Origin of the sequence: Synechococcus sp. WH 8101 (assembly GCF_004209775.1) — a bacterium.
Lineage (GTDB): Bacteria > Cyanobacteriota > Cyanobacteriia > PCC-6307 > Cyanobiaceae > Synechococcus_C.
Window position 1 is genome coordinate 2,377,249 of record NZ_CP035914.1, and the last position, 12,764, is coordinate 2,390,012.

Consider the following 12,764-nt stretch of genomic DNA (forward strand, 5'->3'; position numbering starts at 1 on the left):
TGACCGGATCTTCACGTTTCCATTTCCCCCTCCCTTCATGAGTGTTCGCCTCTACATCGGCAACCTGCCGCAAGACTTCGACAGCAAAGCACTGGAGTCTCAGCTCGCCAATGTGGGAGAGGGGATTCGCTTCAAAGCTGTGCTCGACCGGGAGACAGGCAGCTGCCGGGGCTTCGGCTTTGCCAACGTGAATGACGAGAAAGTCGCTGATGCTGTGATCGAGCAGTTCAACGGCAAGGAGTTCGGTGGCCAGACCCTCCGGGTGGAACGGTCCGAGCGCCGCGACAGCAATGCCGGCGCCGCTGGTCGCCGTGGTGGTCGCGATCAGGGCCATCCGCCTGGCTCAGCCCGCAAAGCAGTGAACAAAGTGGTGCACAGCGATGCGAAGGCCGAGGAAGCTCCCGACCCTCGCTGGGCGGGTGAACTCTCCAAGCTGAAAGACCTTCTCGCCAATCAGAAGGCAGCGGTCTAAGCGAAGACCGCACAATAATTACAGCCCGGGATTCAACATCCCGGGTTTTTTAGCGTGCCTGGGCAATCACAAAGGAGCGAGGCAGCTCAAGCAATTTGCCGAGGCGACTCACGTAGGCCCGATGGTTGAACACGTCGTAATCGAGCCGTTCAATCGCATCAAGAATGCCGCGATACAGACGCAGAGACGTCCACACCGGCCAGCGTGCATCACCTGACAACCAACGCACGCCCGCCTCGGAACGAGCAAACCACAGGCGAGCACGCTCCAGCTGGAACACCATCAGGTTGCGCCAGGCGTCATTCAGGCGACCAGCCAGGAGATCGGCCTCGGAATAGCCGAAACGGTCCAGATCTTCCAGGGGCAAATAGATGCGACCACGGGAACGGTCTTCACCGACGTCGCGAAGAATATTGGTGAGCTGATTGGCGATGCCAAGGGCCACAGCAGCATCGGAGGTGTTGGGATCATCGCTCCAGGGTGCCGTGGTGTAGGCCGGATCCAACCCCATCACGCCCTGGGTCATTAAGCCCACCGTGCCCGCGACGCGATAACAGTAGAGACGTAGATCCTCAAATGTGGGATAGCGGGTCCAGGTGAGATCCATCCGCTGCCCCTCGATCATGTCGAGATAGGGCTGAATCGACTGTGGGAAACGCTCCAAGGTGTCGACCATCACCGCATCAAGATCGCTGCCAACCCGCCCGGCAAACACTGCGCGGGTGTTCTCCTCCCAGCGATCGAGCCGCTCAGCCAGTTCCGCCTGGGGACGGGCCTGAGCTTCGGCACTGTCCATCAGTTCATCAGTGCGACGGCACCAGACATAGATCGCCCAGATCGCCCGCCGCTTCTCGGGAGGCAGCAGCAGCGTGCCGAGATAAAAGGTTTTGGCCCACTCCGCCGTTTCCTGACGGCAGGCCTCATAAGCCCGCCTCAGAGCCCCGCTGAGGGCCTGACTCCCGTGAGCCTGGGAGGGTTCGGGCGGCGCGAGGGTCATGATTCAAGCCGTGACCGGCGCGCCGACATCAGTCAATGATTGCAGGTGATCGCGTTGGCGGTCCACCGCTTGGGCACAGAGCTTGCCGCTGAGCACGGCCCCTTCCATCGACGCCAGATAGCGCTGCATCGTGTAGTCGCCAGCGAGAAAGAAATTGGGAATCGGGGTGGCCTGATCCGGCCGCAGCTGCTGACAGCCAGGGGTGGTTTTATAAACCGACAGAGGCGTTTTCACCACCTTGTATTTGCGCAGAGTGGCGGGCTGATCTCCACCGAAGTGCATCGGGAACAGCTTCTTCAGTTCGCCCATGGTGGCCTCGATGATCTCCTCATCCGGGCGACCGATCCAATCCTTGGCCGGAGCAAACACCAGTTCGAGCATGGAGCGATCGGGATCCTCGTATTCCTTGCAGGTGATGCTCATATCGGCGTAAACACTCAGCAAGGGAGAACGGCTGAACAGCAGGTGATCGATGTCGGTGAGCTTGCGATCGAACCACAGATGCAGATTGATCACCGGCACACCGCGCAGGCCATCCAGCTTGCGGAACACCTCCATCTGCTTCCAGGGCTCGGGCAGCAACAACTTGAAGGGATCGACCGGCAGGGCACTCACGTAGGCATCCGCCTGCACCTCACGGGGTTCTTGCCCCTTCACCCCACCAATCTGAAAACCAGCCACGCTGCCATCGGCGTTGAGGCGAATCTCCCGCAGGGGGCTGTTGCGATGCACCTCGCCACCCAGGGCCTCGATGTGCTCCACGATCGGCTGGCACAGACGCTCCGGCGGTGCGCCGTCAAGAAAGGCCATCTGAGATCCGTTCTTCTCCTGCAGAAAACGGTTCAGGGCCGTGAGCACCACCGTGGCTGAAATTTCATCGGGATCGATGAAGTTGAGGGCCTTGCTCATGGCAATGAACACCTCATCGTTCACGCGCTCGGGGATGTTGTGCAGGCGCAACCACTCGGTCCAGGAGTACTGATCGCATTCCTCCACATAGCCCTGACCGCGGAGCATGGCGGGCACCAACCCCAGGCCGAAGGCAATTTTTTCGGGCCAGGTGAGCATGTCGTTGTTGCCCAGAATCGCCGCCACCCCATTGACCGGTGCGGGGAGATCAGGAAAGTCAAAGCGGCTGTAGGTACCGGGCTCCTCTGGCTGATTGAAGATCATCGAATGGCTCTTCCACTGCAGCCGGTCTTCGATGTTCAACTCTTTGAAGAGCTGCAGCATGTTCGGGTATGCCCCGAAGAAGATGTGCAGACCGGTTTCATACCAGTCGCCGTCCTCGTCTTTCCAGGCCGCCACCTTGCCGCCCAGCACATCCCTGGCTTCGAGCACGATCGGGGTATGACCGGCGTCCGCCAGATATTTGGCGCAGGACAGACCGGCCAGACCGGCTCCTGCAATGGCGACGCGCATGGCTATCTCGAAATCGTGAAGCCAACCTTAAAAGGACCGCTTCCCCGGCCGCTTCCTAAAGTCGATTTCAACAGCCACCGGAGCCTCCGCTCGCCCCCCTGCCATGGCCGAGACCCTGCTGAAGTGCACCACCCGCCACGTACGGCTGTTCACTGCCCGGGTGGAGAACGACAACCTGGTGCCAGCTGACGACCAGCTCACCCTGGATCTCGACCCCGACAACGAATTTCTCTGGGATGACACCACCATCGGCACGGTGCAGCAGCGGTTCCGTGAACTGGTGGACAGCCAGGCCGGCCAGGAACTGAGCGATTACACCCTGCGGCGCATCGGCACCGAGCTTGAGGGCTGCATTCGCGACCTGCTGCAGAGCGGCGCCCTGAACTACAACCCGGCCTGCCGGGTGCTCAATTACTCCATGGGACTACCCCGCACCCCAGAACTGCTGTGAGCCGTTCCCCCTACGACCGCCCCCGGCCCACCCGTCGCAGCGGTGAACGTCGCTACGAGGAGAGCCGTTACGGCCCACCACCGACGGGTGGTGGCGGTCCGGGTGGGCTCAAATTCAACGGGGCCACCGCCGCCGTGCTCGCCGGCGTTCTCGTGATCGGCATCGGCATCGGCAGTGCCGTCACCAGCACCACCCAAGGCGATCAGGGCAACATCGCCAGCAGTCAACAGCTGGATATGGCAGTGCCGGATCCGGAGTTCTGCAGGCAATGGGGTGCCAGTGCCTATGTCATGGACGTAGAGATGTACACGACGATGAACCCGGTGAGCAGCTTCGTGACCCAACCGGCGCTGCAGGCCGGTTGCGTGATCCGCCGGGAGAACTGGGCCGTGCTCCGCAAGGAGGGAGCGATCACTCCCGCCCAGGAGCGGGAATGCAAGCAACGGATGAACACCTTCGCTTACATCGGCTCCATCCGCGACAAGCCCGTGGTGCGCTGCGTCTATCAGACCGATATCCGGGAGAACAAGTTCATCACCAAGGGCGTCGCCGACGATTCCGTGGGCATCACCCCGGAAGCCGATCAGTTCTGATCCTTCGGTCTGATCACCCCGCTTCCACCACCGCTTCCCCCTCCTCCACGGCGCTCCGGCTCTGACGCAGCGGGCTGTCGGCACTGGCAAACACTGGAAGCACATCGCGACGGAACGCTTCCGCTGCTCTGGAGCAGTAGCGGGCGGGGTGGCTGATCAGCTTCAGTTGTCGCCGCACCTGCAGATCCACCACCGAGGGTTTATGCAGGGTGCCGGCATTGAGCTCCCGCTCAATCGAGACCACCGGCAGAAAGGCGGCACCAAGACCGGATTGCACCGCATTCTTGATCGCTTCCAGGGAATTGAGCTCCATCTCAATCCGCAACCGCTGCACATCAAGGCCGGAGCGTGCCAGCAATTGATCCACCATCTTTCGGGTGGTCGATTGGGCATCGAGGCAAACGAAGCCGAGTCGGTAGAGGTCGTCTTTACTCAGCTCCAGCAGGCGGGCCAGCGGATGCTTCACCGGCAGCACCAGGGCCAGTTCATCGCTGGCATAGGGCACCACCTGCAGCAGCTCGTTGAGCTCCGGGGGCAGTTCACCACCGATGATCGCCAGATCGATCTGACCGTTGGCCACACTCCAGCCGGTGCGCCGGGTGCTGTGCACATGCAGCTGCACGGCCACATCGGGGTATTTCTGCCGAAACAGGCCGATCATCCGAGGCATCAGATAGGTGCCTGTGGTCTGGCTGGCGCCCACCACCAGGGAGCCGCCTTTGAGGTTGTGCAGATCGTCGAGGGCGCGGCAGGCCTCGTGGCACTGACTCAGGATTCGGTCGCAGTAACCGAGCAGCAGGTGACCGGCCTCGGTGAGCTGGGCCTTGCGACCACCACGGTCGAAGAGGGAGACCTCAAGCTGCTTCTCAAGATTCTGGATCTGCAGGCTCACCGCCGGCTGGGTGACGAAGAGGCTGTCAGCGGCCTTCTTGAAACTGCCCTCGCTGACGATGGCACGAAGGATGCGCAGCTGATCCAGGGTGAACGGGAGATCGGCCATGGGGCCCAGCCACCCGGGCAACGAAGACCAAAACTGTAGGTGGGATGCCCGCTGCAGGAACGACCGTTCACGGACCGCCAGAATCGCCGCTTGCGATGGCTGTGAGATCCAACCGTGCCGCTGAGCGCCCCTCCCAATCTTCACCACAGCAGCCTGGTGATGCTGGCCCTGCTCCTCGCTTTCGCCCTGATTCACAGCGGCGGCGCGGCCCTGCGCAGCCGCGCCGAAGCCCGCATCGGTGCCCGCGCCTGGCGCCTGATCTTCGCGGCTCTGAGCATTCCCTCAGCCGTGGTGGTGATCGGCTACTTCCTGGCGCACCGCTACGACGGCCTGCAGCTCTGGAACCTCCAGGCGGTGCCGGGCATGGTGCCCCTGATCTGGACACTGACGGCGATCAGCTTTCTGTTTCTCTATCCGGCCACCTACAACCTGCTGGAGATTCCTGCCGTTCTCAAACCCCAGGTGCGGCTCTATGCCACGGGAATCATTCGCATCAGCCGCCACCCCCAGGCGGTGGGTCAGATCTTGTGGTGCTTCAGCCACGCCCTCTGGATCGGCAGCAGCTTCATGCTCGTGACCTGCGCCGGCCTGATCGGCCACCATCTCTTCGCCGTCTGGCATGGCGATCGCCGCCTGAAGGAACGCTTCGGCACCGCCTTCGACACCCTGCGAGACAGCACCTCGGTGGTTCCCTTCGTGGCCGTGCTCGATGGGCGTCAGCAGCTCGACTGGCGCGAACTGCTGCGTCCGGCCCAACTCGGCATCGCCATCGCCGTGGGGGTGTTCTGGTGGGCCCATCGCTACATCCCGATCGGCGGCATGGTCTTTCTTCACTCACGGCTCGAGGGCCTGTTGAGCTGAGCTGCCTACACTCGGCATCAGCCTGATTCGCCCGGATGCACTCGGCCGCTGACTTCGCCTGGTTGATCCCGGTGCTCCCCCTGCTCGGTGCCGTCATCACCGGCCTGGGGCTGATCAGTTTCAACCGCACGATCAATCGGTTGCGCAAACCGGTTGCCGTGCTGCTGCTCAGTTGCGTGGGGGCAGCTGCTGCCATCAGTTACGCGGTGCTGCTGGAGCAACTGGCTGGTGCGGCTCCCGTGGAACATCTTTTCGTGTGGGCCAGCGCCGGCAGTTTCAGCCTGCCGATGGGGTACGTGGTGGATCCACTCGGGGCCGTGATGCTCGCCCTGGTCACCACGATCGCCCTGCTGGTGATGCTCTATTCCCATGGCTACATGGCGCACGACAAGAGCTACGTGCGCTTTTTCACCTATCTCGCCCTGTTCAGCAGTTCGATGCTCGGGCTGGTGTTGAGCCCCAACCTCCTCGAGATCTATGTGTTCTGGGAACTCGTGGGGATGTCGTCGTATCTGCTGATCGGCTTCTGGTACGACCGCGACGGTGCCGCCCATGCCGCCCAAAAAGCTTTCGTGGTGAACAGGGTCGGGGATTTCGGGCTCCTGCTCGGCATCCTCGGTCTGTTCTGGGCGACTGGCAGCTTTGATTTCCAAGGCATCGCCGATGGTCTCTCGGCTGCGATCAGCTCAGGAGTGGTGCCCGGCTGGGCCGCTCTCGCCCTCTGCCTGTTCGTGTTCATGGGGCCCATGGCCAAGTCGGCCCAGTTCCCACTGCACGTGTGGCTGCCGGACGCGATGGAAGGTCCCACACCGATCTCCGCCCTGATCCACGCCGCCACGATGGTGGCCGCCGGCGTGTTCCTGGTGGCTCGCCTCGAGCCGCTCTACGCCCAGTTCCCATCGGTGGGCCTGGTCATTGCCGTGGTGGGCACGATCACTTGCTTCCTGGGAGCATCGATCGCCCTCACCCAGATGGATCTCAAGAAAGGTCTGGCTTACAGCACCGTGAGCCAACTGGGCTACATGATGCTGGCCATGGGCTGCGGTGCCCCGGTAGCCGGGATGTTCCACCTGGTGACGCACGCCTTCTTCAAGGCGATGCTCTTCCTCTGCTCCGGCTCGGTGATCCACGCCATGGAAGACGTGGTGGGGCATGAACCGGTGCTGGCGCAGGACATGCGCCTGATGGGCGGCCTGCGCGGCAAGATGCCGATCACGGCGATCACCTTCCTGATCGGCTGCATCGCCATCAGCGGCATCCCGCCCCTCGCCGGCTTCTGGAGCAAGGATGAAATCCTCGGCCAGGCCTTCGGCACATTCCCGCTGTTGTGGGCCGTGGGCTTTCTCACCGCAGGCATGACAGCCTTCTACATGTTCCGCCTTTACTTCCTCACCTTCGAAGGGGAGTTCCGCGGCACGGATACGGCGCTGCAACACAGCCTGCTCGAAGCCGCCGGCAAAACTGCTGACGAAGACCATGGCCATCACGCCGGCAGCGTGCATGAATCCACCTGGTCCATGACCCTGCCCCTGGCGATCCTGGCGGTGCCGTCGGTGCTCATCGGCCTGCTCGGCACCCCCTGGAACAGCCGCTTCGCTGCCCTGCTGAATCCAGAGGAGGCGGCTGAGATGGCTGAACACTTCAGCTGGGGAGAATTCCTGCCTCTGGCCGGTGCCTCTGTGGCCATCTCGTTGGCGGGCATCAGCATCGCTGTTCTTGCCTATCTGCTGCATCGCCTTGATCTGAGCCAACTCGCGGCCGCTCGCTTCCCGGCGATCAATGCCTTCCTCGCCAACAAGTGGTATCTCGATGCGATCAACGAGAAGCTCTTTGTTCGCGGCAGCCGCAAGCTGGCACGCGAAGTGCTGGAAGTGGACGCCAAGGTGGTGGATGGCGTGGTGAATCTCACCGGCCTGCTCACCCTGGGCAGTGGCGAAGGCCTGAAATACTTCGAGACCGGCAGGGCTCAGTTCTATGCCCTGATCGTGTTCGGTGGCGTCATCGCCCTGGTGGTGCTGTTCGGCGTGCTCGGCAGCCCGATCACCTGATCCGTTCGCCCCCTTGGGGCCTCGATAGGCGTTGTGTGTGTCAACGCCTATCGAGGCGATGCGAACCGGGCCAGGATTTCTACACTCCAGCCAGTGCTGAAAAGGCCTGGCCGTGCTGGATTTCGCCGTCAGTCCACCCTTCGATCCCACGTCGGCTCTGGTGCCTGACGCCCTCGAAGCCGGTGTTCCCTGGCTGAGCCTTTCGATTCTGTTTCCAATCGTTGGCGCCCTGATCGTGCCTTTTGTTCCCGACAAGGGAGACGGCAAACAGGTGCGCTGGTTTGCCCTAGGCATCGCCCTGATCACTTTCCTGATCACCGCTGCGGCCTATCTCAATGGCTACGACCCGAGCGTCAGCGGCCTGCAGCTGTCGGAACGGGTGAGCTGGCTGCCGCAGCTCGGACTCACCTGGGCCGTCGGCGCTGATGGGCTCTCCATGCCCCTGATCCTGCTCACAAGCTTCATCACCTCCCTGGCCGTGCTAGCCGCCTGGCCGGTCACCTTCAAACCGAAGCTGTTCTTCTTCCTGATCTTGGCGATGGATGGCGGTCAGATCGCCGTCTTCGCTGTGCAAGACATGCTGCTGTTCTTCCTGGCCTGGGAGCTGGAGCTGATTCCGGTGTATCTGCTGCTGGCGATCTGGGGGGGCAAGAAACGTCAGTACGCGGCCACCAAATTCATCCTTTACACCGCCGGAAGCTCCTTGTTCATCCTGCTGGCAGCCCTGGCCATGGGCTTCTTCGGGGGTGGCACACCGAGTTATGAATACAGCGTGCTGGCGCAGAAGGGCTTCGGCACCGGCTTCCAATTGCTCTGCTACGCGGGTTTGCTGATCGCCTTCGGCGTCAAACTGCCGATCGTGCCCTTGCACACCTGGCTCCCCGATGCCCACGGCGAAGCCACCGCTCCGGTGCACATGCTGCTGGCCGGCATTCTGCTCAAGATGGGTGGGTATGCCCTGATGCGCTTCAACGCCGAGATGCTTCCGGCAGCGCATGCGCAATTTGCTCCCCTGCTGGTGGTGCTCGGCGTGGTGAACATCATCTATGCCGCCCTCACCTCCTTCGCCCAGCGCAATCTCAAACGCAAGATCGCCTACAGCTCCATCAGCCACATGGGTTTTGTGCTGATCGGCATCGGCAGCTTCAGTGCCCTCGGCACCAGTGGCGCCATGCTGCAGATGATCAGCCATGGTCTGATCGGGGCCAGCCTGTTTTTCCTGGTGGGAGCCACCTACGACCGCACCCACACGCTCCAGCTCGATGAGATGGGCGGCGTGGGCCAGAAGATGCGGATCATGTTCGCCCTCTGGACGGTCTGCTCCCTCGCCTCCCTGGCCCTTCCCGGCATGAGTGGCTTCGTGAGTGAGTTGATGGTGTTTGCCGGTTTCGCCACCGACGAGGCCTACAGCCTCACCTTCCGCATCGTCATCGACGGACTGGCTGCCGTCGGCGTGATCCTGACCCCGATTTATCTCCTCTCGATGCTGCGGGAGATTTTCTTCGGAAAAGAGAACAGCCAACTGGTGACCAACACCAACCTGGTGGATGCCGAACCGCGCGAGATTTACATCATCGGCTGCCTACTGGTGCCGATCATCGGCATTGGCTTGTATCCCCGGCTGATGACCGACAGCTACCGCAGTTCAATCGAAGCGCTGGTGGATCGGGATGTGGTGGCGATGGAACGGCTCAAACAACCCACGGCGCCGATGATTCGCAGCCTCTCACTGGCGCCGGCGCTGCTGCAGGCTCCGGCACTCGCCGCGGGCAACTAAACAGCACAGGATGGGAGCTGGCATCTGCTGGTTCCTATCGATACCTTGAGCGGAGTGATGTCACAGCGTTGTCGGATGCCGAGCTGATCCGCGGAAGCGAGGGGGGAGCGCGCCTGGCGATCCGCCTGCTCCAGGATGCGGCGCAGCGCGGCGATCTCGATCCCTGGGATGTGGATGTGATCGCCGTTGTGGACGGCTTTCTCGATCAGCTGCGTCAGCGCATTGCCGTGCCCCGCCAGGTGGCGCGTGCCCTCCAGGGTCGTGGTGGTAGCTACGAGCAGGATCTGGCCGACAGCAGCGAAGCCTTTCTGGCAGCTTCCGTGCTCGTGGGCCTGAAAGCAGAGGTGCTCGAAGCCCAGACCTTCCCCCCGGAGCCAGTGCTGGAAGAGTGCTGCGAACCGGAGCTGGGGGATCAGGGCTGGTTAAATCCCGACTTCGATCTACCCCGTCGACCGGAACGCTTGCTGGAGCGCCGCCCGGTGGCCCCACCACCGTTGCGGCGACCGGTCACCCTCGGCGAACTGATCGAACAGCTCGAATCGATCGCTGAACAACTCGACTCCGATGAGCTGGAGCTGCGGCGACGCCAACGGCAGAAGCGCTTCAGTCGTCGCGAAGCGATTGCCCAGGTGGCCGCCCTCGCCCACCGGGAGAAACTGCCGGAAACCACCGCCGCCCTTGGCGTGTTCCTGAGCCATTGGGAGGCAGCCCTTCACTGGACCGATTTCGAAGCCCTCGTTGAACACTGGGCTGACGCTGCCGCTGCGGATCTAGACACCGATCGGGTGGGGGTGTTCTGGGCCCTGCTCTTCCTCTCCTCCCAGGGGCAGGTGGAGCTACAGCAGGAGGGACACCTGCATGCCCCACTCCGGCTGAAACGAGTGCTGGCTCCAGGCAGTGCGGCCCAGTTGCCGCTCACGACGCTGCAGGTGCCAGCTGTCATGCCGGCCAAGGAGGCGAGGGCGGCGTAGGCGGCCCTTTATGTTGATGCATCCGAACTGAGGCCTCGAGACGTCGATGAAGGCGATGATCCTGGCGGCGGGCAAGGGAACGCGGGTCCAGCCGATCACGCACGTGATCCCCAAGCCGATGATCCCGATCCTGCAGAAGCCGGTGATGGAGTTTCTGTTGGAGCTGCTCAAGGAGCACGGCTTCAAGGAGGTGATGGTGAATGTGTCGCACCTCGCCGAAGAAATCGAGAATTACTTCCGCGACGGCCAACGCTTCGGTGTGGAAATCGCTTACAGCTTTGAGGGCAGGATTGAAGATGGCGAACTGATCGGCGATGCCCTGGGGTCGGCCGGCGGCCTCAAGAAGATCCAGGATTTCCAACCCTTTTTCGATGACACCTTCGTGGTGCTCTGCGGCGATGCCCTGATCGACCTGGATCTCAGCGAGGCGGTGCGTCGCCACAGGGAGAAGGGGGCGATCGCCAGCCTCGTCACCAAACGGGTGCCTCGCGATCAGGTGAGCAGCTACGGCGTCGTCGTTACCGACGAGCAGGACTGCATCCGCGCCTTCCAGGAAAAACCGAAGGTGGAGGAAGCCCTCAGCGACACGATCAACACCGGCATCTACATCTTTGAGCCGGAGATCTTTGCCCACATCCCCTCCGGGCAACCATTCGACATCGGCTCCGACCTGTTCCCGAAGCTGGTGGAGCTGGGGTCACCCTTCTATGCCCTGCCGATGGATTTCGAATGGGTGGATATCGGCAAAGTGCCCGATTACTGGCAGGCGATTCGCAGCGTGCTTCAAGGCGAGGTGCGTCAGGTCGGCATCCCGGGCAAGGAGGTGCGACCAGGGGTGTACACCGGCCTGAATGTGGCTGCCAACTGGGACACGATCAAGGTGCAGGGCCCTGTGTACGTGGGTGGAATGACCAAGATCGAAGACGGCGCGACGATTCTCGGCCCGTCGATGATCGGCCCCAGCTGTCACATCTGCGAAGGCGCCGTGATCGATAACTCGATCATTTTTGATTATTCACGAATCGGCCCCGGGGTGCAGCTGGTGGAGAAGCTGGTGTTCGGCCGCTACTGCGTCGGCAAGAACGGCGACCACTTCGATCTGCAGGAAGCAGCCCTCGACTGGCTGATCACCGATGCCCGTCGTCAGGATCTGGTGGAACCCTCGCCCCAGCAGAAGGCGATGGCTGAGCTGCTCGGCACCGATCTCACGACTGCAGCGACTTAACAGCCTGCGACTTAACTGCCTGGAAATTCACAGCATCCGAGCTGACGCCTGCCTGGCGGAGGATCTCAGGGATCCGCTCCTCCGCTTTCACCGCCATCAGGTGCACCCCCTGGGCGATGCCCAGATAGCGACGCACCTGCTCGGCGGCAATGGCCACTCCTTCGGCCGCAGGGTTCTCGGCGTTGGCCAAACGCTCGATCAGAGCTTCGGGAATGCAGGCTCCGGGCACCATCCGATTGATGAACTGGGCGTTGCGGGCCGATTTGAGCAGAAACACTCCAGCCAGCACTGGCAGCTCTAACGGTGCCGCCAACTCACGGCAGAAGCGCTCCAACACAGCGGCATCCATCACCATCTGGGTCTGCACAAACTGGGCACCGGCCTTGCGCTTGCGTTCCAACCGCCTGGAGAGGCCGCTCCAGCTGGAGGCATGAGGATCGGCGGCAGCCCCCGCAAACAGGCTGGTGGGCCCATCCGCCAGGGTCTCCTTCACTGGATCCATGCCGCTGTTAAAAGCCGTGACCTGCTGGAGCAGACGCACCGATTCGAGCTCGTTGACAGGCCGGGCTCCGGGCTGATCCCCCGCCTTCACAGGGTCACCGGTGAGGCATAGAAGGTTGCGGATCCCCAGAGCATGGGCCCCGAGCAGATCCGCCTGCAGCGCAATCCGATTGCGATCGCGGCAGGCCATCTGCAGCACCGGTTCATGGCCTGCATCCAGAAGCAAGCGGCAGAGGGCGAGGCTGCTCATCCGCATCACGGCCCGGCTGCCATCCGTCACATTGATGGCATGCACCCGGCCCCGCAGCAGCTCCGCCATCGCCAGGGCATGGCTGGGATCCCCTCCCCGTGGCGGCATCACCTCCGCCGTGATCGCTGCCTCTCCAGACAGCAGGACGCGCTGCAGCGCACTCACCAAACCGATTCACCCTTGAACCCCGGCCACT

At 62.5% G+C, this 12,764-nt stretch carries 12 protein-coding genes; 8 read left to right on the plus strand and 4 right to left on the minus strand.

The window, feature by feature from the left end; translation table 11 throughout:
* The first annotated feature begins 37 nt into the window (after positions 1-37).
* The gene (locus SynWH8101_RS12665; protein WP_130130055.1) at positions 38-472 is read left to right on the plus strand and encodes an RNA-binding protein; all 435 of its coding nucleotides are present in this window, start codon (positions 38-40) and stop codon (positions 470-472) included.
* Positions 473-521: 49 nt separating this feature from the next.
* Here SynWH8101_RS12665 and SynWH8101_RS12670 read toward each other — a convergent pair whose 3' ends face one another.
* Positions 522-1,472: a phytoene synthase gene (locus SynWH8101_RS12670; protein ID WP_370587033.1), complete on the minus strand. Its 951-nt coding sequence runs from the start codon at positions 1,470-1,472 to the stop codon at positions 522-524.
* Positions 1,473-2,891: a 15-cis-phytoene desaturase gene (gene pds, locus SynWH8101_RS12675; RefSeq protein WP_130130056.1), complete on the minus strand. Its 1,419-nt coding sequence runs from the start codon at positions 2,889-2,891 to the stop codon at positions 1,473-1,475.
* 103 nt (positions 2,892-2,994) lie between these two features.
* On the opposite strand from pds, the gene SynWH8101_RS12680 reads away from it, so the two are divergent.
* Both SynWH8101_RS12680 and SynWH8101_RS12685 read left to right on the plus strand, forming a co-directional pair.
* A complete protein-coding gene (locus SynWH8101_RS12680; RefSeq protein ID WP_130130057.1) occupies positions 2,995-3,342 on the plus strand; it encodes an NAD(P)H-quinone oxidoreductase subunit M in 348 nt (115 codons plus the stop codon).
* Positions 3,339-3,935, plus strand: coding sequence for a DUF3172 domain-containing protein (locus SynWH8101_RS12685; RefSeq protein ID WP_130130058.1), 597 nt, complete (start codon positions 3,339-3,341; stop codon positions 3,933-3,935). The genes SynWH8101_RS12680 and SynWH8101_RS12685 overlap by 4 nt, the downstream gene beginning before the upstream one ends.
* Before the next feature lie 13 nt (positions 3,936-3,948).
* On the opposite strand, the gene SynWH8101_RS12690 is transcribed toward SynWH8101_RS12685, so the two are convergent.
* Positions 3,949-4,935 carry a LysR family transcriptional regulator gene (locus SynWH8101_RS12690; RefSeq protein WP_130130059.1) on the minus strand — a complete coding sequence of 329 codons (987 nt, stop codon included), beginning with the start codon at positions 4,933-4,935 and terminating at the stop codon, positions 3,949-3,951.
* A gap of 159 nt (positions 4,936-5,094) precedes the next feature.
* Between SynWH8101_RS12690 and SynWH8101_RS12695 the strand changes: the two genes are divergently transcribed.
* The 5 genes from SynWH8101_RS12695 (at position 5,095) to SynWH8101_RS12715 (ending at position 11,817) form a co-directional block, all read left to right on the plus strand.
* A complete protein-coding gene (locus SynWH8101_RS12695; protein WP_130130536.1) occupies positions 5,095-5,796 on the plus strand; it encodes an NnrU family protein in 702 nt (233 codons plus the stop codon).
* Positions 5,797-5,831: 35 nt separating this feature from the next.
* Entirely contained in the window at positions 5,832-7,844 is a 2,013-nt protein-coding gene (locus SynWH8101_RS12700; RefSeq protein WP_130130060.1) for an NAD(P)H-quinone oxidoreductase subunit 5, read from the plus strand.
* A 112-nt stretch (positions 7,845-7,956) separates the two neighbouring features.
* Positions 7,957-9,621: an NAD(P)H-quinone oxidoreductase subunit 4 gene (locus SynWH8101_RS12705; RefSeq protein WP_130130061.1), complete on the plus strand. Its 1,665-nt coding sequence runs from the start codon at positions 7,957-7,959 to the stop codon at positions 9,619-9,621.
* 68 nt (positions 9,622-9,689) lie between these two features.
* A complete protein-coding gene (locus SynWH8101_RS12710) occupies positions 9,690-10,592 on the plus strand; it encodes a segregation/condensation protein A (RefSeq protein WP_130130062.1) in 903 nt (300 codons plus the stop codon).
* 46 nt (positions 10,593-10,638) lie between these two features.
* Positions 10,639-11,817: an NDP-sugar synthase gene (locus SynWH8101_RS12715; RefSeq protein ID WP_130130063.1), complete on the plus strand. Its 1,179-nt coding sequence runs from the start codon at positions 10,639-10,641 to the stop codon at positions 11,815-11,817.
* Here the strand turns inward: SynWH8101_RS12715 and SynWH8101_RS12720 are convergent.
* Positions 11,798-12,736, minus strand: a complete 939-nt coding sequence (locus SynWH8101_RS12720) for a methylenetetrahydrofolate reductase (protein ID WP_130130064.1) — start codon at positions 12,734-12,736, stop codon at positions 11,798-11,800. The genes SynWH8101_RS12715 and SynWH8101_RS12720 overlap by 20 nt on opposite strands.
* Positions 12,737-12,764: the final 28 nt, after the last annotated feature.